The organism is Streptomyces sp. C10-9-1 (genome assembly GCF_024497955.1).
Taxonomy (GTDB): domain Bacteria; phylum Actinomycetota; class Actinomycetes; order Streptomycetales; family Streptomycetaceae; genus Streptomyces; species Streptomyces sanyensis.
Window position 1 is genome coordinate 105,676 of sequence record NZ_JANHKP010000012.1, and the last position, 21,794, is coordinate 127,469.

Annotated in this window: 22 protein-coding genes; 18 read left to right on the forward strand and 4 right to left on the reverse strand. The window is 72.2% G+C overall.

Features of this window, described 5'->3' with window-relative positions; genetic code table 11:
• Position 1: 1 nt before the first annotated feature.
• From rplO to truA, 11 genes are all read left to right on the forward strand, one after another.
• A complete protein-coding gene (rplO, locus tag NPS70_RS18725) occupies positions 2 to 457 on the forward strand; it encodes a 50S ribosomal protein L15 (protein WP_256525450.1) in 456 nt (151 codons plus the stop codon).
• A 537-nt stretch (positions 458 to 994) separates the two neighbouring features.
• On the forward strand, positions 995 to 2,314 hold the full coding sequence (gene secY / locus NPS70_RS18730) for a preprotein translocase subunit SecY (protein WP_256525451.1): 1,320 nt from the start codon (positions 995 to 997) through the stop codon (positions 2,312 to 2,314).
• Positions 2,314 to 2,979 carry an adenylate kinase gene (locus NPS70_RS18735; RefSeq protein WP_256525452.1) on the forward strand — a complete coding sequence of 222 codons (666 nt, stop codon included), beginning with the start codon at positions 2,314 to 2,316 and terminating at the stop codon, positions 2,977 to 2,979. The genes secY and NPS70_RS18735 overlap by 1 nt, the downstream gene beginning before the upstream one ends.
• A gap of 96 nt (positions 2,980 to 3,075) precedes the next feature.
• Positions 3,076 to 3,918 (forward strand): type I methionyl aminopeptidase, encoded by an 843-nt coding sequence (gene map / locus NPS70_RS18740; RefSeq protein WP_256525453.1) that lies wholly within the window; start codon positions 3,076 to 3,078, stop codon positions 3,916 to 3,918.
• A gap of 192 nt (positions 3,919 to 4,110) precedes the next feature.
• Entirely contained in the window at positions 4,111 to 4,332 is a 222-nt protein-coding gene (infA, locus tag NPS70_RS18745; RefSeq protein WP_003956442.1) for a translation initiation factor IF-1, read from the forward strand.
• Between the two features lie 57 nt (positions 4,333 to 4,389).
• Positions 4,390 to 4,503 carry a 50S ribosomal protein L36 gene (rpmJ, locus tag NPS70_RS18750; RefSeq protein WP_003956441.1) on the forward strand — a complete coding sequence of 38 codons (114 nt, stop codon included), beginning with the start codon at positions 4,390 to 4,392 and terminating at the stop codon, positions 4,501 to 4,503.
• Between the two features lie 193 nt (positions 4,504 to 4,696).
• A complete protein-coding gene (rpsM, locus tag NPS70_RS18755; RefSeq protein WP_159688557.1) occupies positions 4,697 to 5,077 on the forward strand; it encodes a 30S ribosomal protein S13 in 381 nt (126 codons plus the stop codon).
• A gap of 99 nt (positions 5,078 to 5,176) precedes the next feature.
• A complete protein-coding gene (gene rpsK, locus NPS70_RS18760) occupies positions 5,177 to 5,581 on the forward strand; it encodes a 30S ribosomal protein S11 (RefSeq protein WP_017949643.1) in 405 nt (134 codons plus the stop codon).
• Positions 5,582 to 5,720: 139 nt separating this feature from the next.
• Complete coding sequence (locus NPS70_RS18765; RefSeq protein WP_003956430.1) at positions 5,721 to 6,743, forward strand: DNA-directed RNA polymerase subunit alpha; 1,023 nt, start codon at positions 5,721 to 5,723, stop codon at positions 6,741 to 6,743.
• 113 nt (positions 6,744 to 6,856) lie between these two features.
• Positions 6,857 to 7,351, forward strand: coding sequence for a 50S ribosomal protein L17 (gene rplQ, locus NPS70_RS18770; protein WP_256525455.1), 495 nt, complete (start codon positions 6,857 to 6,859; stop codon positions 7,349 to 7,351).
• A gap of 82 nt (positions 7,352 to 7,433) precedes the next feature.
• Positions 7,434 to 8,291, forward strand: coding sequence for a tRNA pseudouridine(38-40) synthase TruA (gene truA / locus NPS70_RS18775; RefSeq protein WP_256525456.1), 858 nt, complete (start codon positions 7,434 to 7,436; stop codon positions 8,289 to 8,291).
• Positions 8,292 to 8,346: 55 nt separating this feature from the next.
• On the opposite strand, the gene NPS70_RS18780 is transcribed toward truA, so the two are convergent.
• Positions 8,347 to 9,321 (reverse strand): hypothetical protein, encoded by a 975-nt coding sequence (locus NPS70_RS18780; RefSeq protein ID WP_256525457.1) that lies wholly within the window; start codon positions 9,319 to 9,321, stop codon positions 8,347 to 8,349.
• Between the two features lie 56 nt (positions 9,322 to 9,377).
• Between NPS70_RS18780 and NPS70_RS18785 the strand changes: the two genes are divergently transcribed.
• The 4 genes from NPS70_RS18785 to glmM all read left to right on the forward strand — a co-directional run bounded on the left by NPS70_RS18785 (position 9,378) and on the right by glmM (position 13,788).
• Complete coding sequence (locus tag NPS70_RS18785) at positions 9,378 to 10,997, forward strand: ABC-F family ATP-binding cassette domain-containing protein (protein ID WP_256525458.1); 1,620 nt, start codon at positions 9,378 to 9,380, stop codon at positions 10,995 to 10,997.
• A 312-nt stretch (positions 10,998 to 11,309) separates the two neighbouring features.
• Positions 11,310 to 11,753 carry a 50S ribosomal protein L13 gene (rplM, locus tag NPS70_RS18790; RefSeq protein WP_256525459.1) on the forward strand — a complete coding sequence of 148 codons (444 nt, stop codon included), beginning with the start codon at positions 11,310 to 11,312 and terminating at the stop codon, positions 11,751 to 11,753.
• A 41-nt stretch (positions 11,754 to 11,794) separates the two neighbouring features.
• Complete coding sequence (rpsI, locus tag NPS70_RS18795) at positions 11,795 to 12,307, forward strand: 30S ribosomal protein S9 (RefSeq protein ID WP_256525460.1); 513 nt, start codon at positions 11,795 to 11,797, stop codon at positions 12,305 to 12,307.
• A 122-nt stretch (positions 12,308 to 12,429) separates the two neighbouring features.
• Positions 12,430 to 13,788 carry a phosphoglucosamine mutase gene (glmM, locus tag NPS70_RS18800; protein WP_256525461.1) on the forward strand — a complete coding sequence of 453 codons (1,359 nt, stop codon included), beginning with the start codon at positions 12,430 to 12,432 and terminating at the stop codon, positions 13,786 to 13,788.
• 108 nt (positions 13,789 to 13,896) lie between these two features.
• Here glmM and NPS70_RS18805 read toward each other — a convergent pair whose 3' ends face one another.
• From NPS70_RS18805 to NPS70_RS18815, 3 genes are all read right to left on the reverse strand, one after another.
• A complete protein-coding gene (locus NPS70_RS18805) occupies positions 13,897 to 14,829 on the reverse strand; it encodes a DUF389 domain-containing protein (protein ID WP_256525462.1) in 933 nt (310 codons plus the stop codon).
• 94 nt (positions 14,830 to 14,923) lie between these two features.
• Positions 14,924 to 15,919, reverse strand: coding sequence for a type I pantothenate kinase (coaA, locus tag NPS70_RS18810; RefSeq protein WP_256525463.1), 996 nt, complete (start codon positions 15,917 to 15,919; stop codon positions 14,924 to 14,926).
• Positions 15,920 to 16,009: 90 nt separating this feature from the next.
• Positions 16,010 to 17,413, reverse strand: coding sequence for a DUF2252 domain-containing protein (locus NPS70_RS18815; protein WP_256525565.1), 1,404 nt, complete (start codon positions 17,411 to 17,413; stop codon positions 16,010 to 16,012).
• Between the two features lie 399 nt (positions 17,414 to 17,812).
• On the opposite strand from NPS70_RS18815, the gene glmS reads away from it, so the two are divergent.
• The 3 genes from glmS to NPS70_RS18830 all read left to right on the forward strand — a co-directional run bounded on the left by glmS (position 17,813) and on the right by NPS70_RS18830 (position 21,669).
• Positions 17,813 to 19,660, forward strand: a complete 1,848-nt coding sequence (gene glmS / locus NPS70_RS18820) for a glutamine--fructose-6-phosphate transaminase (isomerizing) (protein ID WP_256525464.1) — start codon at positions 17,813 to 17,815, stop codon at positions 19,658 to 19,660.
• A 37-nt stretch (positions 19,661 to 19,697) separates the two neighbouring features.
• The gene (locus tag NPS70_RS18825) at positions 19,698 to 20,066 is read left to right on the forward strand and encodes a holo-ACP synthase (RefSeq protein WP_256525465.1); all 369 of its coding nucleotides are present in this window, start codon (positions 19,698 to 19,700) and stop codon (positions 20,064 to 20,066) included.
• 127 nt (positions 20,067 to 20,193) lie between these two features.
• Positions 20,194 to 21,669: an NAD(P)H-hydrate dehydratase gene (locus NPS70_RS18830; RefSeq protein WP_256525466.1), complete on the forward strand. Its 1,476-nt coding sequence runs from the start codon at positions 20,194 to 20,196 to the stop codon at positions 21,667 to 21,669.
• Positions 21,670 to 21,794 lie beyond the last annotated feature (125 nt).

Here is a 21,794-nt window from a genome sequence, read left to right on the forward strand (position 1 = left end):
CATGGCGGAGCAGAACCCGCTGAAGGTCCACAACCTCCGTCCCGCCCCGGGCGCCAAGACCGCCAAGACCCGTGTGGGTCGTGGTGAGGCGTCGAAGGGTAAGACGGCCGGTCGTGGTACCAAGGGCACCAAGGCCCGTTACCAGGTTCCGGAGCGCTTCGAGGGTGGGCAGATGCCCCTCCACATGCGTCTTCCGAAGCTCAAGGGCTTCAAGAACCCCTTCCGCACCGAGTACCAGGTCGTGAACCTGGACAAGCTCGCGGCCCTGTACCCGCAGGGTGGCGAGGTCACCGTGGCCGACCTGGTCGCCAAGGGTGCCGTGCGCAAGAACCAGCTCGTCAAGGTCCTCGGCCAGGGCGAGGTCTCCGTGGCGCTGCAGGTGACGGTCGACGCCGTCTCCGGCTCCGCCAAGGAGAAGATCACCGCCGCCGGCGGCACCGTGACCGAGCTCGTCTGAGTCTCGGACGCTTTTGCGGCCTGGGCCGTCCCTCCAGGGGGGCGGCCCAGGCCGTTGCCGTAGGCCGCCGTACGGTGCCTGCGGCCGCACGCCGCCCGCTCCGGGACCTCCGGTCCCGCCGGGCCTTCCTCGCCGCCCTCGGGGCCCGTCCCGTCCGGTGGTCACCACATCGTGTGGAACCCGGCCCCGGCGCACCGCTGGACGGACCGCGCGGACAGTGGTACAGCAGACACCGCCCACCGGCCCCCGCTCTACCGCAAGCCTGCCCAGACCGGGCACCGCAAGGGGGTTGACGGGGTCGCGCGACCGGTCGTCTTTGCGGCATACCCCGGCTGGATGGTTGTTCCAGGAGGGGCGGTCGCCGGTAAGGTGGCGTGCACTGTTGCTCTGCTCCTGGAGGTCGTTGACAGTAGCGGCGAAACCGCTGGCCTCCAGAACACGCCGCCCGGTGCGCCGGGCGGTTCTGGCTGAATACGTATTCGTCGATCCTCAAGACCGTCACCTCTGACGCTTAGCGCGGGGGTCGCAGGAGGCACCGTGCTCACCGCGTTCGCCCGGGCGTTCAAGACGCCCGACCTGCGCAAGAAGCTGCTCTTCACCCTGGGCATCATCGTTCTGTACCGCCTCGGGTCACAGATCCCGATTCCGGGCGTGAGTTACCAGAACGTCCAGATCTGTGTGGATGCAGCCTCGCAGGGCAATAACAGCCTGTTCGGGCTGGTGAACATGTTCAGCGGCGGTGCGCTGCTGCAGATCACCATCTTCGCGCTCGGCATCATGCCGTACATCACCGCGAGCATCATTCTCCAGCTGCTGACGGTGGTGATCCCGCGGCTGGAGGCCCTCAAGAAGGAGGGCCAGTCCGGCACCGCCAAGATCACGCAGTACACCCGCTACCTGACCGTGGCGCTCGCCGTCCTGCAGGGCACCGGCATCGTGGCCGCCGCCCGCAGCGGCGCCCTGTTCAGCGGCTGCCGCGTGGGCGACCAGATCGTGCCCGACCAGTCGATCTTCACCACCGTCGTCATGGTCATCACCATGACCGCGGGCACCGCGGCCGTCATGTGGCTCGGCGAGCTCATCACCGACCGCGGCATCGGCAACGGCATGTCGATCCTGATGTTCATCTCGATCGCCGCCGGCTTCCCGGGCGCCCTGTGGGCCATCAAGGAGAGCGGCAAGCTCGCCGGCGGCTGGATCGAGTTCGGCACCGTCATCCTGATCGGCTTCGTGATGGTCGGCCTCGTCGTCTTCGTCGAGCAGGCCCAGCGCCGGATCCCGGTCCAGTACGCGAAGCGCATGATCGGCCGCAGGTCCTACGGCGGTACGTCCACGTACATCCCGCTCAAGGTGAACCAGGCGGGTGTGATTCCCGTCATCTTCGCCTCGTCGCTGCTCTACATCCCGGCGCTGGTCGCCCAGTTCTCCACCTCGCAGTCCGGCTGGAAGACCTGGATCGAGACCCACTTCGTCACGGGAAGCCACCCCTACTACATCGCGACCTACTTCCTCCTGATCGTGTTCTTCGCCTTCTTCTATGTGGCGATCTCGTTCAACCCCGAGGAAGTCGCGGACAACATGAAGAAGTATGGTGGCTTCATCCCGGGCATCCGGGCTGGTCGTCCTACTGCCGAGTACCTGAGCTACGTGCTCAACAGGATCACTTGGCCGGGCTCGCTGTACCTGGGTCTGATTGCTCTTGTCCCGACGATGGCGTTGGCAGGCTTCGGAGGCGCGAACCAGAACTTCCCGTTCGGCGGGACGAGCATCCTCATCATCGTGGGTGTGGGTCTGGAGACCGTGAAGCAGATCGAGAGCCAGCTCCAGCAGCGTAATTACGAAGGGTTCCTCCGCTGATGCGTATCGTCCTCGTCGGACCGCCCGGTGCCGGGAAGGGAACGCAGGCCGCCTTCCTCGCGAAGAACCTGTCGATCCCGCACATCTCCACGGGTGACCTCTTCCGTGCCAACATCTCGCAGGGCACGGAGCTCGGCAAGCGCGCCAAGTCCTACATGGACGCGGGCAACCTGGTGCCGGACGAGGTGACCATCGGGATGGCCCGGGACCGCATGGCCCAGGCCGACGCCGAGGGCGGCTTCCTGCTCGACGGCTTCCCGCGCAACGTGGGCCAGGCCGAGGCGCTGGACGGGATGCTCCGCGGTGAGGGCGTCGCCCTGGACGCGGTGCTCGACCTGGAGGTCCCCGAGGACGAGGTGGTCAAGCGCATCGCCGGCCGCCGGGTGTGCCGCAACAGCAGCGCGCACGTCTACCACGTGGTCTACACCCCGCCGAAGGCGGAGGGCGTCTGCGACGAGTGCGGCGGCGAGCTGTACCAGCGCGACGACGACTCCGAGGAGACGGTCCGCAAGCGGCTGGAGGTCTACCACACGCAGACCGAGCCGATCATCGACTACTACAAGGCCCAGGGCCTGGTGGTCACGATCTCCGCGCTGGGCAAGGTCGCCGAGGTGACCGCCCGAGCGATGGAGGCCCTCCAGGTCGACGAGGCCGCACAGGGCTGATCCCGCACGAACCAGACGAGGCCGCGGTGTCCGGTGGACGCCGCGGCCTTATCGTTGACACACCCCTCCGTTCCCCCCAGAAAGGCGCCCGCTGCAATGGTGCAGATCAAGACCCCCGAGCAGATCGCGAAGATGCGCGAGGCGGGACTTGTCGTCGCCGCCATCCACGCGGCCACGCGGGAGGCCGCCGTGCCCGGCGCGACCACCCGCGACCTGGACGAGGTCGCCCGCAAGGTGATCGCCGACCACGGCGCCAAGTCGAACTTCCTGGGCTACGGGGGCTTCCCGGCCACCATCTGCACCTCGGTCAACGAGGTCGTGGTCCACGGCATCCCCGACGAGAAGACCGTCCTGAAGGACGGGGACGTCATCTCGATCGACTGCGGTGCGATCATCGACGGCTGGCACGGCGACGCCGCGTACACCGCCTTCGTGGGCACCGGCCACTCCCAGGAGCTCGTGGAGCTCTCCCGGGTGACCGAGGAGTCGATGTGGGCGGGGATCGCGGCGATGCGCAACGGTGCCCGGCTGGTGGACGTCTCCCGCGCCATCGAGACCTACATCCGCCGCCAGCCCCGGCCGGCGACGGGCAGGTACGGGATCATCGAGGACTACGGCGGCCACGGCATCGGGACCGAGATGCACATGGACCCCCACCTGCTGAACTACGTCTCCCGCAAGCGCGGGCGCGGACCGAAGATCGTGCCCGGCTTCTGCCTGGCGATCGAGCCCATGGTGTCGCTGGGCACGCCCCACACCGAGGTCCTCGCCGACGACTGGACGGTGGTCACCACCGACGGCACCTGGTCGGCGCACTGGGAGCACTCCGTGGCGCTGACGGAGGAGGGCCCGCTGGTGCTGACCGCCCCCGACGGCGGCAAGGCCAAGCTGGCGGAACTGGGGATCACCGCGGCGCCGGACCCGGCCGCCTCGGCCTGAGCCGCCGCCGGGCCCTCCGGGCGGTGCGCGCCCGGAGGGCCCCGCCCGCATAACGATCTACGCCGCTGGGCAGACTTGACGGATTCGTCTTTTCGGGACCCCTGACGTAGACTGATGCGTCGGTTCTCGTGCATCCGTGTGCCCGCACCCGGGTGGAGAGCCGATCAAGGTAGCCGATTCGAAGGGCATAGCGTGGCCAAGAAGCAAGGTGCCATCGAGATCGAGGGCACCGTGATCGAGTCCCTCCCGAACGCCATGTTCAAGGTGGAGCTCCAGAACGGTCACAAGGTCCTCGCGCACATCTCCGGCAAGATGCGCATGCACTACATCCGCATCCTCCCGGACGACCGGGTCGTGGTGGAGCTCTCTCCCTACGACCTGACGCGTGGGCGGATCGTCTACCGCTACAAGTAGATCTTGCCGTGCCCCGTCCCCGGGGCGACGGCACTGACCCGGAGAACCTCACATCCCATGAAGGTCAAGCCGAGCGTCAAGAAGATCTGCGACAAGTGCAAGGTGATCCGCCGCCACGGCCGGGTCATGGTCATCTGCGACAACCTGCGCCACAAGCAGCGCCAGGGCTGACGCACGACCACCTGCACGACTCGCGGATCCTCGCGCGACGCACGTAACACCATGTACATACGCAGAGTCCGCCTGACCACGGTCGGCGACACCTCCGGTGGAGGCCGGAGACCTGGTCCGTACCACCCCGTGACGGGGTCGGCGGCCACGGAACGGCTCTGCGGAAGACCTCCGACTACATCAGGAGCCATGAATGGCACGCCTTGAAGGCGTTGACCTTCCGCGCGACAAGCGCATCGAGGTCGCCCTCACCTACGTCTTCGGCATCGGGCGCACGCGGTCCCAGGAGACCCTCGCCGCCACCGGTGTCGACCCCAACGTCCGCGTTCGTGACCTCGCCGAAGAGGACCTGGTCAAGATCCGCGAGTACGTGGACGTCAACTTCCAGACCGAAGGTGACCTCCGCCGCGACATCCAGGCCAACATCCGCCGCAAGGTCGAGATCGGCTGCTACCAGGGTCTGCGGCACCGTCGCGGCCTGCCGGTCCACGGCCAGCGCACCAGCACGAACGCGCGTACCCGCAAGGGCCCGCGTCGCGCCATCGCCGGCAAGAAGAAGCCGGGCAAGAAGTAGTCCTCAGCAGGACGCCGCGGGCCGGCGGGGAACTCCCGCCACCCGTGATACCAGCGGTCTTCGCTGGAGGACCGACCACCTCCCGTAGGAGTTTGAGAGATGCCCCCCAAGGGACGTCAGGGCGCCGTCAAGAAGGTGCGCCGCAAGGAAAAGAAGAACGTCGCTCACGGCCACGCGCACATCAAGAGCACGTTCAACAACACGATCGTCTCGATCACGGACCCCTCGGGCAACGTGATCTCCTGGGCCTCCGCCGGCCACGTCGGCTTCAAGGGCTCGCGCAAGTCCACCCCCTTCGCCGCGCAGATGGCCGCCGAGTCGGCCGCCCGCCGCGCGCAGGAGCACGGCATGCGCAAGGTCGACGTCTTCGTCAAGGGTCCCGGCTCCGGCCGTGAGACCGCGATCCGCTCGCTCCAGGCCACCGGCCTGGAGGTGGGCTCGATCCAGGACGTCACCCCCACCCCGCACAACGGCTGCCGTCCGCCCAAGCGCCGCCGCGTCTGACGCACGGCACCGGCGGGCAGCCCCCGCGGCTGCTCCACCAGGGTGTTGCGGGCGGTACGCCCCCTTCGGGGCGTACCGCCCGTACCCTGTATCAGAGGACGTCAAATAGCGGGCGTCCACGACTGAAGGAATCCACACCATGCTGATCGCTCAGCGCCCCTCGCTGACCGAAGAGGTCGTCGACGAGTACCGCTCGCGGTTCGTCATCGAGCCCCTTGAGCCGGGCTTCGGCTACACGCTCGGCAACAGCCTCCGCCGCACCCTGCTCTCCTCGATCCCGGGTGCCGCCGTCACCTCCATCCGGATCGACGGCGTCCTGCACGAGTTCACCACCGTGCCGGGGGTCAAGGAGGACGTCACCGACCTCATCCTCAACATCAAGCAGCTGGTCGTCTCCTCGGAGCACGACGAGCCGGTCGTGATGTACCTGCGCAAGCAGGGCCCGGGCCTGGTCACCGCCGCGGACATCGCCCCGCCGGCCGGTGTCGAGGTCCACAACCCCGACCTGGTCCTCGCCACGCTCAACGGCAAGGGCAAGCTGGAGATGGAGCTGACCGTCGAGCGCGGTCGCGGCTACGTCTCCGCGGTGCAGAACAAGCAGGTGGGCCAGGAGATCGGCCGCATCCCGGTCGACTCCATCTACAGCCCCGTGCTCAAGGTCACCTACAAGGTCGAGGCGACCCGTGTCGAGCAGCGCACCGACTTCGACAAGCTGATCGTCGACGTCGAGACCAAGCAGGCCATGCGCCCGCGCGACGCCATGGCGTCCGCAGGCAAGACCCTGGTCGAGCTCTTCGGCCTGGCCCGCGAGCTCAACATCGACGCCGAGGGCATCGACATGGGCCCGTCCCCGACGGACGCCGCCCTCGCCGCCGACCTGGCGCTGCCGATCGAGGAGCTGGAGCTCACGGTCCGCTCCTACAACTGCCTCAAGCGCGAGGGCATCCACTCCGTGGGTGAGCTCGTGGCGCGTTCCGAGGCCGACCTGCTCGACATCCGCAACTTCGGTGCGAAGTCGATCGACGAGGTCAAGGCGAAGCTGGCCGGCATGGGCCTGGCCCTCAAGGACAGCCCGCCCGGATTCGACCCGACCGCCGCCGCCGACGCCTTCGGCGCCGACGACGACGCGGACGCGGGCTTCGTCGAGACCGAGCAGTACTGAGACTGCGCCGGGCCGCCGCCGAGCGGCCCGGCCCCCACTTCCGGCGGGCGCCCGTCCGCCGGTAACTGACACCGGTACCTGGTACGGCCGGTGCAGATCACAAGGAGAAACCCATGCCGCGTCCCACCAAGGGAGCCCGTTTCGGCGGCAGCGCCGCGCACGAGAAGCTGCTTCTCGCGAACCTGGCGAAGTCGCTGTTCGAGCACGGCCGCATCACCACGACCGAGGCCAAGGCCCGCCGCCTGCGTCCGGTCGCCGAGCGCCTGATCACCAAGGCGAAGAAGGGCGACATCCACAACCGTCGCCTGGTGCTGCAGACCATCACGGACAAGGGCGTCGTGCACACCCTGTTCACCGAGATCGCTCCGCGCTACGCCGAGCGTCCGGGCGGCTACACCCGCATCACGAAGATCGGCAACCGTCGTGGCGACAACGCCCCGATGGCCGTGATCGAGCTGGTCGAGGGTGAGATCGCGAAGAAGGCGACCGTCGCCGAGGCCGAGGCCGCCACCAAGCGTGCGGTCAAGGAGTCGGAGGCCGCCAAGGCCGAGGACACCACCGCGGACGAGGCCGCCGAGGCCCCGGCCGAGGAGTCCAAGGACGCCTGAACCCGGCACCGGGTTCACCGAGCGGGTCCGTCCCCCTTTCGAGGGGGCGGGCCCGTTCCGCATGAGTTGAGAGGATGGTCGCGTGAGCGACGAGGTGGAGCCCGGCTTCGTCCGGGTGCGGCTGGACCTTTCCTACGACGGCACGGCCTTCTCGGGCTGGGCGAAGCAGGCCCGCGGGCAGCGCACGGTGCAGGGCGAGATCGAGGACGCCCTGCGCACGGTGACCCGCTCGGGGACCACCCACGAGCTGACGGTCGCCGGGCGCACCGACGCGGGCGTGCACGCCCGCGGCCAGGTGGCGCACGTGGACCTGCCCGCCGCGGTGTGGGCCGAGCACCGGGAGAAGCTGCTGAAGCGCCTCGCGGGAAGGCTCCCGCGCGATGTGCGGATCTGGCGCGCCGCCGAGGCGCCCGCTGGCTTCAACGCCCGCTTCTCCGCCGTCTGGCGCCGGTACGCCTACCGGGTCACCGACCACCCCGGCGGGGTGGACCCGCTGCTGCGGGGCCATGTCCTGTGGCACGACTGGCCGTTGGACGTGGACGCGATGAACGAGGCGGCGGCCGGGCTGCTCGGTGAGCACGACTTCGCCGCCTACTGCAAGCGGCGCGAGGGTGCCACGACCATCCGCACCCTCCAGCGGCTGTCCTGGGAGCGGGACGCCTCCGGTGTGCTGACGGCGACCGTGAAGGCCGACGCCTTCTGCCACAACATGGTCCGCTCCCTGGTGGGCGCGCTGCTGTTCGTCGGCGACGGGCACCGCCCGGCCGACTGGCCCGCGAAGGTGCTGGCGGCCGGGGTGCGCGACTCGGCCGTCCACGTGGTGCGCCCGCACGGCCTGACGCTGGAGGAGGTCGGCTACCCGGCCGACGACCTGCTGGCGGCGCGCAACCGGGAGGCCCGCAACCGGCGCACCCTGCCGGGGGCCTCGGGCTGCTGCTGAGGCGCCCGTCCACCGGGTCCGCCGCCGGGCGGACGCGCCGCCCTGCCGGGTGCGGCTACTGCGCCGGAAGGGTGGCCGCCGCCGCGGCCTGGGCCTCGCCGCGCCGGACGATCTGGCGGAAGGCGAACTCCCCGATGTCGTCGCCCGCCTGGTAGGCCGCCGTGTCCTGGGTGGTGACCGAGGTCGCGGAGGTGTGCCCGGTGATGGTGAAGTAGGCGTAGCGGCCGTAGGAGTTGTAGGTGTTGCGGCACACCGGGCCGCCCTTGCAGAAGACCGGGACGCCCCCTCCGGGCATCGGGGCGATGCTGCCCTTGGCCTCCTGGACGACCTTCTTCGCGGTCTTCTCGTCCGCGAAGGTCGCCACGCCCACGGTCACCGCGAGGTCGCCCGTGCGGTAGGTGGCGCGGAAGACCTGCTCGCAGCCGTTGCGTTCGAGCACCGCGCCGAGGGCCCCGGTGGCGGCGGTGGCGCAGCTGCCGGTGCGGGCCGTGGAGCCCTTGGTGTACGCCCGCTCGCCGTTGCCCATGGTGAGCTTGCGCCCGGGGAAGAGCGACTCGGCGGTCAGCGGCGCGGTGTCCTTGGCGCGGTCGGAGACGAACTCCTTGGGGTCGGGCGGAGGCAGCGGGGCCACCGAGGAGAACGAGGGCTCCGGTGCGGTGGTGTCGGCGGGCAGCGTCGGCGCACTGGGCAGGGATCCGCCCGAGGCCACGGCCCCGCCGTCCCCGGTGGAGGAGACGATCGCCAGGGCGACGGCACCCGCGATCAGCACCGTGGCCAGGGCACCGCCGCCGATCATCGTCCAGCGCCGGCGGCGCATCCGCGCGGCCGAGGCGTCGGCCAGGGCCGCCCAGTCGGGGGTGTCCGGGTCGCTGCCGCCGGAGCGGTACCGCCCGTCCCCGTACCCGCCCGGCGCACCGGCGTCCGGGCCCTGCCCGTAGCCGCCGGTGCCGGTGCCGTACCCGCCCTGGCCGTACGGGTCCTGGTGCTGTCCTCCGGACCCCCACGGGGGTCCCCCCTGCCCGAAGCTCATGCCGCGCATCCTAAACCTGTTGGGCGTACCCGTCCCCGGCGGTCACAATCGCACCCATGGGACATGTGGAGGCGGCGCACGTCGAGTACTACCTTTCGGACGGGCGCCCGCTGCTGGGCGACGCCTCGTTCCGGGTGGGCGAGGGGGCCGTCGCGGCGCTCGTCGGCGCCAACGGAGCGGGCAAGACGACGCTGCTGAGGATCGTCGCGGGGGAACTCCAGCCGCACGGCGGCTCGGTGACGGTCAGCGGCGGACTGGGGGTGATGCCCCAGTTCGTGGGGTCGGTGCGCGACGAGCGCACCGTCCGGGACCTGCTGGTGTCGGTCGCCCAGCCGCGGATCCGGGAGGCGGCCGCCGCGGTGGACGCCGCCGAGCTGCGGATCATGGAGGAGGACGACGAGGCGGCGCAGATGGCGTACGCCCAGGCGCTCAGCGACTGGGCGGAGGCGCGCGGCTACGAGGCCGAGACGCTGTGGGACATGTGCACCACGGCCGCCCTGGGCGTCCCCTACGAGAAGGCGCAGTGGCGCCTGGTGCGCACGCTCTCCGGCGGCGAGCAGAAGAGGCTGGTGCTGGAGGCGCTGCTGCGCGGTCCGGACGAGGTCCTGCTGCTGGACGAGCCGGACAACTACCTGGACGTCCCGGGCAAGCGCTGGCTGGAGGAGCGGCTGGCGGAGACCCGAAAGACGGTGCTGTTCGTCTCCCACGACCGGGAGCTGCTCTCCCGCGCCGCGGAGCGGATCGTGGCGGTGGAGCCGGGCCCGGCGGGCTCGGACGTGTGGGTGCACGGCGGCGGCTTCGCGTCCTTCCCCGAGGCGCGCCGGGAGCGCTTCGCCCGCTTCGAGGAGCTCAGGAGGCGGTGGGACGAGGAGCACGCGCGGCTGAAGGCCCTGGTGCTGCGGCTGCGCCAGCAGGCCGCAAACAGCCCCGACATGGCCTCCCGCTACCGGGCGATGCAGACCCGGCTGCGGAAGTTCGAGGAGGCGGGCCCGCCGCCGGAGCCGCCGCGGGAGCAGGACATCCGGATGCGGCTGCGCGGTGGACGCACCGGAGTGCGGGCGCTGACCTGCGAGAACCTGGAGCTGACGGGGCTGATGAAGCCCTTCTCGCTGGAGGTCTTCTACGGGGAGCGCGTGGCGGTCCTCGGCTCCAACGGCTCGGGGAAGTCGCACTTCCTGCGGCTGCTGGCGGGCGAGCCGGTGGCGCACTCGGGGGAGTGGCGGCTCGGCGCGCGGGTCGTCCCGGGCCACTTCGCCCAGACCCACGCCCATCCGGAGCTGCTCGGCCGCACCCTGGTCGACATCCTGTGGACGGAGCACTCCAAGGACCGGGGCGGGGCGATGTCCGTGCTGCGCCGCTACGAGCTGGAGCGGCAGGGGGACACCCCCTTCGAGAAGCTGTCCGGCGGCCAGCAGGCGCGTCTGCAGATCCTGCTGCTGGAGCTCGCGGGCACCACCGCGCTGCTGCTGGACGAGCCGACCGACAACCTCGACCTGGAGTCGGCCGAGGCGCTCCAGACCGGGCTGGAGGCGTACGAGGGCACGGTGCTCGCCGTCACGCACGACCGCTGGTTCGCGCGCTCCTTCGACCGCTATCTGGTCTTCGGGTCGGACGGCCGGGTCCGGGAGGCGTCCGGCCCGGTGTGGGACGAGCGCCGGGTCGAGCGGACGCGCTGAGGGCGGTGGCGCGGGGGAGGGCCCGGCCCCCTGCGGCCGGGTCCGGGAGGCGTGGCGCCCGCGCGTTTTGACCCGTGCGGGGGGCCGACGGTATTCTTCTGGTTCGTTATGCGTATTGGCTTGCTCTATCTCACGTGAGGGGCCCTTACGCCGGTCCACCGGGCCGACCACCAGCGACCTGCGCGCGGTTTGCGTCACCGATGCGCGGTCACGGCTGTCGTGGTTGTCCGGGTGGCCTTGTCAGGACCCCGTCCTTCGTGCCTTCACGGGCCACGGAGGATCCCCATCACTGAAGAAGCGAAGGCTACGACCGTGCGTACGTACAGCCCCAAGCCCGGCGATGTGACGCGCCAGTGGCACATCATCGACGCGCAGGACATCGTCCTGGGCCGTCTGGCCACCACCGCCGCGACCCTTCTCCGGGGCAAGCACAAGCCGATCTACGCGCCGCACGTTGACGCTGGTGACTTCGTCATCATCATCAACGCCGACAAGGTGCACCTGTCCGGCAACAAGCGGACCCAGAAGATGGCGTACCGCCACTCCGGCTACCCGGGTGGTCTGCGCTCCGTCCGCTACGACGAGCTGCTGGAGAAGAGCCCCGAGAAGGCCGTCGAGAAGGCCGTCAAGGGCATGCTCCCCAAGAACTCCCTGGGCCGTCAGATGCTCTCGAAGCTGAAGGTCTACGCGGGCGAGAACCACCCGCACGCTGCGCAGCAGCCTGTCCCGTTCGAGATCACCCAGGTCGCGCAGTAAGTCCGGCCACCCCCTAAGACGAAGAGAATCTGAGGAGCATCGTGGCTGAGACCACCGCCGAGACCCCGCTCGAAGAGGTTGACGTCGAGCAGTACACCACCGAGACCGAGGTTCCGGTCGAGGGCGAGTACACCACCGAGTCCATGGCCTCCCGCTTCGGCGACCCGCAGCCGGCCGCCGGCCTGGGCCGTCGCAAGAACGCCATCGCCCGCGTCCGGATCGTCCCGGGCAGCGGCAAGTGGAAGATCAACGGGCGCACCCTCGAGGACTACTTCCCGAACAAGGTGCACCAGCAGGAGGTCAACGAGCCCTTCAAGGTGCTGGAGCTCGACGACCGCTACGACGTCATCGCCCGCATCGCCGGCGGCGGCGTCTCCGGCCAGGCCGGCGCCCTGCGCCTCGGTGTGGCCCGCGCCCTGAACGAGGCGGACGTGGACAACAACCGCGGCCCGCTGAAGAAGGCCGGCTTCCTGTCCCGCGACGACCGTGCGGTCGAGCGGAAGAAGGCCGGTCTGAAGAAGGCCCGCAAGGCCCCGCAGTACAGCAAGCGCTAAATCCCGCGCAGGCTCTTCGTACGCCCCGGCGGCACTCCGTGCTGCCGGGGCGTTCGTCTATCGGCACGACGATCTCGGGCGTGTAACAGCGGTTCGAGTCATCAGCTTTTCGGAGGACAACAGTGGGACGACTCTTCGGGACCGACGGTGTACGCGGCGTGGCGAACGCCGATCTGACGGCCGAGCTGGCGATGGGCCTCTCGGTGGCGGCGGCGCATGTGCTCGCCGAGGCGGGATCCTTCGCCGGCCACCGTCCCACCGCCGTGGTGGGCCGGGACCCCCGCGCGTCCGGAGAGTTCCTGGAGGCCGCCGTCGTGGCCGGCCTGGCGAGCGCGGGGGTGGACGTGCTGCGCGTCGGCGTGCTGCCCACGCCCGCGGTGGCCTACCTCACCGGCGCGCTGGGGGCCGACCTCGGCGTGATGCTCTCGGCCAGCCACAACGCCATGCCCGACAACGGGATCAAGTTCTTCGCCCGCGGGGGCCACAAGCTCGCCGACGAGCTGGAGGACGGCATCGAGCAGGTCTACCGCCAGCACAGCACGGGCGAGCCGTGGGACCGCCCGACCGGTGCGGGCGTCGGCCGCGTCCGGGACTACGACGAGGGCTTCGACAAGTACGTCGCCCACCTGATCGGCGTGCTGCCGAACCGCCTCGACGGGCTCCGGATCGTCCTGGACGAGGCCCACGGAGCGGCGTCCCGGGTGTCGCCGGAGGCCTTCGCCCGCGCCGGTGCGGAGGTCGTCACCATCGGTGCCGAGCCCGACGGCCTGAACATCAACGACGGCTGCGGCTCGACCCACCTGGAGATGCTCAAGGCCGCCGTCGTCGAGCACGGCGCCGACCTGGGCATCGCCCACGACGGGGACGCCGACCGCTGCCTGGCGGTGGACGGGGCCGGCAACGAGGTCGACGGCGACCAGATCCTCGCCGTGCTCGCGCTCGCGATGAAGGAGGCGGGCACCCTGCGCGGCAACACGGTCGTCGCGACCGTGATGTCGAACCTCGGCTTCACGCTGGCCATGGAGCGCGAGGGCGTGCAGCTGGTGCAGACCGCGGTCGGCGACCGCTATGTGCTGGAGGCCATGAAGGAGTCCGGCTACGCCCTCGGCGGCGAGCAGTCCGGGCACGTGATCGTCCTGGACCACGCCACGACCGGGGACGGCACGCTCACCGGCCTGATGCTGGCCGCGCGGATCGCGGCGACGGGCCGCTCCCTGGCGGAGCTGGCGGGTGTCATGGAGCGCCTGCCGCAGATCCTGGTCAACGTGCGGGACGTGGACAAGTCCCGGGTGGGCTCCTCCGCCGAGCTGTCCCAGGCCGTGGCCGAGGCCGAGCGCGACCTCGGGGCCACCGGCCGGGTGCTGCTGCGGCCCTCGGGCACGGAGCCGCTGGTGCGCGTGATGGTGGAGGCCGCGGACATCGAGCAGGCGCAGGCCGTCGCCGGGCGGCTGGCCGACGTGGTGAAGTCCGCGCTGGGCTGATCCGCCCCGACCCGCCGCGGGGCCGGCCGGACCGGCCCCGCGGTGCGCGGCGGCGGGCCCGTGCCTGCCCCGGTGCTCGGGCGCCGGGGCGGTGCCCGCCCGGGCGGCTCAGCCGCGGGAGCGCCGCCCCCCACGCCGAACCAGGCGCTGCACCAGCAGCGTCGCCGTCCCCGCCACCGTGATGCCGAGCAGGTTCAGCAGCAGCTGCTCGGCCGATCCCCGGGCCTGCGCGTAGTCGGCGAACGTGAAGGCCACGGCTGTGTTCGCCGCCGCCGGGACGGTCGTCACGGAGATGGCGACGCCGACCAGTGCGCCGGACTTCGCCGAGGTCAGCGACAGTATCCCGGCGACGCCCGCGAGCAGGGCGACCACGAGCGAGTACAGGTCGGGGTCGTAGATGAAGCGGGTGTTGGGACGGGGGGCCTCCACCTGCGCGGCACTGAACAGGCCGAGGGCGTCCATCAGGAAGCTGAAGGCCACGGTCAGTGCGATGGCCGCGGCGAAGCCCGAGACCAGGGTGAGCAGCGACCGCACGGCGAGCGCGGGCGCGCGGCGGACGATCGCCGTGCACAGCCCCGCCAGCGGGCCGAACTCGGGCCCGACCGCCATGGCCCCCACGATCAGCACCGCGTTGTCCAGGACCACGCCGCAGGCGGCGATCATGGTGGCGATCGCGAGGAACGCCAGGTAGGTGGTGCTGAGCGTCGACTCCTCGTGGGTGGCCTCGACCAGTTCGTCCCAGACCACGGCGTCGGCGCTGTCGCCCGGTGCCTCGCGCTCGGCCTCCTCGGCCCGGAGGGACAGGGTCAGCGCGGTGTCCTGCAGACTGATCGCCCCGCACCGGTCGATCCCCTGGGCACGCAGCTCGGTGACGATGCCGTCGGCCGCCTCCCGGGCGACGTCGCACAGCACCAGGTCCCCCTCGGGGTCCCGGGCGGCGCCCGCGAGCACCACCAGGTGGGCCGTGCCGACGGTCCGCTCCAGCAGGGCCACCACCTCGTCGGTGCGGTCGGCCGGGGTGATGAGGCGCAGGTGCAGCACGCGGGGATCGTAGGCCGCCCCGGGGGTGCGGCGCGCGCACGTTCGCCGTCCGCGTGGCGCCCGGGGCCCGGCGGACCGCCGGGTTGACGGGGTGTCAGAGCTTGCGCAGGGAGAGCCGCTGCACCTTGTGGTCGGGGCCCTTGCGCAGCACCAGCGTCGCCCGGCCGCGGGTGGGCGCCACGTTCTCCAGCAGGTTGGGCCGGTTGACGGTGCGCCACATGGAGCGGGCGTAGTCCAGCGCCTCCTCCTCCGAGACCTGGGTGTACTTGCGGAAATAGGACGAGGGGTCCTGGAAGGCGGTCTCCCGCAGCTTGCGGAAACGATTCAGGTACCAGGTCTCGATGTCCTCGGCGCGTGCGTCGACGTACACGCTGAAGTCGAAGTAGTCGGCGAGGCCGACCCGGGTGCGCCCGTCCTTGCCCGGCAGCGCCGGCTGGAGCACGTTCAGCCCCTCCACGATCAGGATGTCCGGCCGGCGCACGGTCAGGCGCTCGTCGGGCACGATGTCGTAGATCAGATGGGAGTAGACGGGGGCGGTGACCTCGTCCTTCCCGGCCTTGATGTCCGCCACGAAGCGGGTGAGGGCGCGCCGGTCGTAGGACTCGGGGAAGCCCTTGCGGGACATCAGCCCGCGGGCCCTGAGCTCCCGCATCGGCAGCAGGAAGCCGTCCGTGGTCACCAGCTCCACCCGCGGGTGCTCGGGCCAGCGGGCCAGCAGGGCCTGGAGCAGCCGGGCCACGGTGGACTTGCCGACGGCCACCGAGCCCGCCACCCCGATGACGAAGGGCGTCCCCCGCTGCGCCCCGTGGCCGTTGCCCGCGTCGCCGAGGAAGGTGTTGAGCGCCCCGCGCAGCCCGGCGGTCGCCTGCACGTACAGGTTCAGCAGCCGGGAGAGCGGCAGGTACACGTCGCGGACCTCGTCCAGGTCGATGACGTCGCCGAGGCCGCGCAGCCGCTCGACCTCCTCCGCGCTCAGCGGCAGCGGCGTCTTCTCCCGCAGCGCGCTCCACTCGGCGCGGCTGAGGTCGACGTAGGGGGTCGCCGGAGGCTCGGCCCGGCGGTGGGCGCTTCGTGGCGGCGAAGGGATCACACGCCCCATTGTCGTGTCTGGGGACCGGGTGTGGGGCGTGGGGTGGGTCACGCGGGATGCGGGCCCGAGGACCCGGCCGCCGCGGGGGCCTCAGTCCCTCCGGGCCGTGACGCGGCCGCGGCGGACGGCGTCGAGCAGGGCCTGGTGGTCCCGTTCGTTCTGGTCGGCGTAGCGCTCCGCGAAGGTTGCCACCGCGCGGTCGAAGGAGTCGCTGCCGCCGAGGTACGAGGCGATGGCGATCCGGTCGCCCGACCGGGCGTGGGCGCGGGCCAGCGTCCCGCCGCACAGCGCGCCGAAGAGCCGCATCGCCTTGGGCGTCATCCGGGTGGCGTCCGGGACGAGCTTCCAGTCCCGCAGCTGCCTCAGGTAGAAGTCGCGCTGCGCCCCGTCGATGCCCTCGACGCGCTCCCAGCCCAGCAGGATGTCGCCCGCGGACTGCATCAGCCGCTGTCCCGCCACCACCCGCTCGCCCTGCGTGGCGAACTCGGTGTCCCCCAGGTGCGGGGCCAGCACCGAGGTGTCCGCCTCCTTGGCCTGGAGGAACAGCGGGTCGGTGTCGTCCCGGCCGAGGAGCAGCACGATCCAGCAGCGCGTCCCCACGCTGCCGACGCCGACCACCTTGCGCGCCATGTCCACCGGGGTGAACTGCGACAGCAGGTGCCGGCGGTCGCTGCGCAGGCTCGCGCGGTAGCGCAGCAGCAGGCTGGTGATCTTCTCCTCCAGCACGGCGCGCTCCACCTCGGGCAGCAGGTCCGCGAGGGGGACGAGGAGCGGCGGATCGGCCGCGATCCGCCGCTCCCCGCCGACCACGGTGCTCAGCCGCCCGTAGGCCTGGAGGCTGTCGCGGCCGCGGGCCTTGGCGAGCGAGCGGTCCAGCCGGCGGCGGCCCCGGGCGTGCAGGTGCTCGGCCGCGACGGCCTTGATCTGCGCGGCGTCCGACCTGGCGTACCAGACGTCCATCAGCCGCATCCGCGCGAAGCGGTGCATGTGCTCGCGGTAGGAGCGCACGCAGTCCCGGGCGATCCTGCTCCGCTGGGCGTCGGAGAAGCCGTTCTCCCTGCCCGCGATCACCAGGCTGGTGGCGAGCCGCTTGAGGTCCCACTCCCAGGGGCCGGGGAGGGTCTCGTCGAAGTCGTTGATGTCGAAGATCAGGTTCCGTTCGGCGGAGGCCAGCAGCCGGAAGTTGAGCATGTGGGCGTCGCCGCAGAGCTGTGTGCGCAGGCCGGTGTCGGCTGTGGTGGCGAGGTCGCCCGCCATCACGGCCGCGGCGCCCCGGTAGAAGCGGAACGGGGACTCGGACATCCGCCCGTAGCGGAGCGGCACCAGCTCCCGCACGCGCCGCGCCGACTGCTTCTCGATCACGTCCACGGGGTCGGCCCGGTGGCGGGAGGGGGCGAACTCGCTGTGGGCCGAGCGGGGGGCGCGGGTACGCGCCGCGCGGCCGCGGGCGGCCCGCTCCCCGGCGGAGAGCCGGACCTGCCGGGTCGGCGTCATGGGCTGGGGCTTCACCGCGCCTCCTGGGGGTGCGTGCCATGGGACCGTGCGCCCCCGGACGGGGCGGGGCGTGCCGTGGTCGGCGGTGCCGTGCCGGCCCCGGTCTCCAGCACACCCCGGATCCGGCCGGCCCGCACCCCCGCCGGTCCGCCGCCGGAGCGCGGCCCGGCGCACGGGAGTCCCGCGCCGGCCCGGCACACGCCGTGCCCGGCGGTGCGAGCGGCTGCGGGGCCGCGCAGGTGCACCGGCGGGCGTGCGACGACGGCTGCGGTGCCCTCCGCGCTGCCGCACCACCCGCGTGCGCAGCGCACGGCGCCGTCCCTCCGCCGTGCGGTGCACCGCATCCGACGCCGCCCGCTGATCCACCGGGTACCGCGGGACAGCCCTTAGGCTGCCGACATGTGCGGAATCGTGGGTTACGTCGGCGGGCAGTCGGCGCTGGAAGTGGTCATCGCCGGGCTGAAGCGGCTGGAGTACCGCGGCTACGACTCGGCCGGGGTCGCGGTGCTCGCCGACGGAGGGCTCGCCGCGGCCAGGAAGGCGGGCAAGCTCGTCAACCTGGAGAAGGAGCTGGGCGAGCGGCCCCTGCCCAGCGGCTCCACCGGCATCGGCCACACCCGCTGGGCCACGCACGGCGGCCCCACCGATGCCAACGCCCACCCCCATCTGGACAACGCGGGCCGGGTGGCCGTGGTCCACAACGGCATCATCGAGAACTTCGCCGCGCTCCGCGCCGAGCTGGCCGAGCGGGGCCACGACCTCTCCTCGGAGACGGACACCGAGGTGGTGGCGCATCTGCTCGCCGAGGAGTTCTCCTCCTCGGCGGACCTGGCCGAGTCCATGCGGCTGGTGTGCCGGCGGCTCCGGGGCGCCTTCACCCTGGTCGCCGTGCACGCCGACGAACCCGGCGTGGTGGTCGGCGCACGGCGCAACTCCCCGCTGGTCGTGGGCGTCGGCGAGGACGAGTACTTCCTGGCCTCGGACGTGGCCGCGTTCATCGCCCACACCCGCTCCGCGATCGAGCTCGGGCAGGACCAGGTGGTCGAACTGCGGCGCGAGGGGGTGACGGTCACCGGCTTCGACGGGCTGCCGGCGGACGTCCGCTCCTACCACGTGGACTGGGACGCCTCCGCCGCCGAGAAGGGCGGCTACGACTACTTCATGCTCAAGGAGATCGCCGAGCAGCCGAAGGCCGTCGCCGACACCCTCCTCGGCCGCATCGGCGCGTCGGGCGAACTGACCCTCGACGAGATCCGCATCCCCGCCGCCGAACTGCGCGAGGCGACCAAGGTCGTCATCGTGGCGTGCGGGACGGCCTTCCACGCCGGGCTGATCGCCAAGTACGCCATCGAGCACTGGACCCGGGTGCCCTGCGAGGTCGAGCTGGCCAGCGAGTTCCGCTACCGGGACCCGATCCTCGACCAGCGCACGCTGGTGGTCGCCGTCTCCCAGTCCGGCGAGACCATGGACACCCTGATGGCGCTGCGCCACGCCCGTGAGCAGGGGGCCAGGGTGCTCGCCATCTGCAACACCAACGGGTCGACCATCCCGCGGGAGTCCGACGCGGTGCTCTACACCCACGCCGGACCGGAGGTCGCCGTCGCCTCCACCAAGGCCTTCCTCACGCAGGTGGCGGCCTGCTACCTGCTCGCCCTCTACCTCGGCCAGGTGCGCGGCACCCAGTGGGGGGACGAGATCCGGGCCGTTGTGCGGGACCTCGCGCAGATCGCCGGTCAGGTGGAGCGGGTCCTCGCGACCATGGAGCCGGTGCGCGAGCTGGCCCGTTCGCTGGCCGGCAAGGACACCGTCCTGTTCCTGGGCCGCCATGTGGGCTACCCGGTCGCCCTGGAGGGCGCGCTGAAGCTCAAGGAACTCGCCTACATGCACGCCGAGGGCTTCGCCGCGGGGGAGCTCAAGCACGGGCCGATCGCCCTGATCGAGGAGGACCTGCCGGTGGTGGTGGTCGTGCCCTCGCCGCGGGGGCGCTCCGTGCTGCACGGCAAGATCGTCTCCAACATCCAGGAGATCCGGGCCCGGGGGGCCCGCACCATCGTGATCGCGGAGGAGGGCGACGAGGCGGTCGTGCCCTATGCGGACCACCTGGTGCGGATCCCGGCCACGCCGACGCTGCTGCAGCCGATGGTGGCCGCCGTGCCGCTCCAGGTCTTCGCCTGCGAACTCGCCACGGCCCGCGGCAACGAGGTGGACCAGCCGAGGAACCTGGCCAAGTCGGTGACGGTGGAATGAGCGCCGAGCGCGCGGGAGGGGCGGGAGGGTCCGGAAGATGATCATCGGGGTGGGGATCGACGTGGCGGAGATCGACCGCTTCGCCGCGTCGATGGAGCGGACGCCCGGCATGGCCGGGCGCCTGTTCGTGGAGCACGAGTTGCTGCTGCCGAGCGGGGAGCGCCGGGGCTACGCGTCCCTGGCGGCCCGGTTCGCCGCGAAGGAGGCCCTGGCCAAGGCCCTCGGCGCGCCCGCGGGACTGCTCTGGACCGACGCGGAGGTCTACGTGGAGGACTCGGGGCGCCCCCGGCTGCGGGTACGCGGCACGGTGGCCGCGCGCGCGGCCGAGCTGGGTGTGCGCAGCTGGCACCTGTCGCTGAGCCACGACGCGGGCGTGGCCTCCGCGGTGGTCGTGGCCGAGGGCTGACCGCGCCGCTCCCGGGCCGCCCGGAGCGGCCCGGGCGGCGGGCCCGGCCCCAACCCGGCCCTTCCCCGGCCGACTTGCCGCCCCGCCCGGCACGCGGCGGCCACCCCGGTGCGGCAGACTCGGGGGCATGCGTAGCGCGTACACCGTCGAAGCCGTCCGCCACGCCGAGGCGCAGCTCATGGCCCGGCTGCCCGAGGGCGCGCTGATGCAGCGCGCCGCGGCCGGGCTGGCCGCCGCCTGTGCCAGGGTGCTGGGCCGGGTCTACGGGGCACGCGTCGTGCTCCTCGTGGGCAGCGGCGCGAACGGCGGCGACGCCCTGTTCGCCGGAGCCCGGCTGGCCCGCCGCGGCGCCGGTGTGACCGCGGTACCGCTCGCCCCCGGCCGCACCCACCCGGCCGGGCTCGCGGCCCTGCTGAAGGCCGGGGGAGCGGTCGCCGAGGACCCCTTCGACGCCCTCGCCGGGGCCGACCTGGTGGTGGACGGCATCACCGGCATCGGCGGGCACGGCGGCCTGCGCCCGGACGCCGTGCCCCTCGCCCGCGCCGCCCGGGGCTCCGGCGCGGTGGTCGTGGCCGTCGACCTGCCGAGCGGCGTCGAGGCCGACACGGGCGAGGTGCCGGGCGAGGCGCTCCGGGCCGACCTGACGGTCACCTTCGGCACCCACAAGCCCGCACTCCTGGTCGACCCGGCCCGGGAGTACGCGGGCGCCGTGCACCTGGTGGACATCGGCCTGGGGGACGAGCTGCCGTCCGTGCCCGTGCTGGAGGCACTCCAGCACGCCGACGTCGCCCGGATGCTGCCGCTGCCCGCCGCCGAGAGCGACAAGTACCGCCGCGGCGTGGTCGGCGTGGTGGCCGGCTCGGCCCGGTACCCGGGCGCGGCCGTGCTCGCCGTGGCGGGCGCCCTGCGCGGCGGGGCCGGAGCGGTCCGCTACGTGGGCCCCGGTGCCGCGGCCGTGATCGCCCGCTTCCCCGAATGCCTGGTCAGCACGGGGCGGCCGAGCGAGGCGGGCCGGGTCCAGTCCTGGGTCGTCGGCCCCGGCATCGGCGAGATGCGCGAGGCCGTGTACGAGGTGCTGGCCTCCGACGTCCCCGTGCTGGTCGACGCGGACGGCCTGCGGCTGCTGGAGGTCTCCGAGGTCCGCGAGCGCACCGCCCCCACGCTGCTCACCCCGCACGCCGGCGAGGCCGCCGCGCTGCTCGGCTGCGCCCGCGAGGAGGTCGAGGCCGGCCGCCTCGCGGCCGCCCGGGAGCTGGCCGCCCGCTACGGCGCGACGGTGCTGCTCAAGGGATCCACCACCCTGGTGGCCGCTCCCGACGGCGGACGCTCCCCGGTCCGCGTCAACCCCATGGGCACGCCCTGGCTGGCGACCGCGGGCAGCGGCGACGTGCTCTCCGGGCTCGCGGGCTCCCTGCTCGCCGCCGGTCTCGGCGCCCGGGACGCCGGCTCCGCGGCCGCCTACCTGCACGGTCTCGCCGCCCGGCTGGCCTCCGCCCGGGGGGTGCCGCTGACCGCCGAGGAGGTGGCCGCGGCGCTCCCGGCCGCGTGGCACGGGGTGCGCGATCCGCGCGGCGCGCGGCCGCCGGAGCCGGGCCGCCCCTGAACCCGGCTCTTCCGGGGCTCCGTTGGCACGGCCCCGTCCCGGAGCGAGGCCGGCACGGGCCACGGGCACGTGACGCGGTAGACCACCGGGGGTACGGACCGCCGCGGACGCCTCTGAGAGACTGG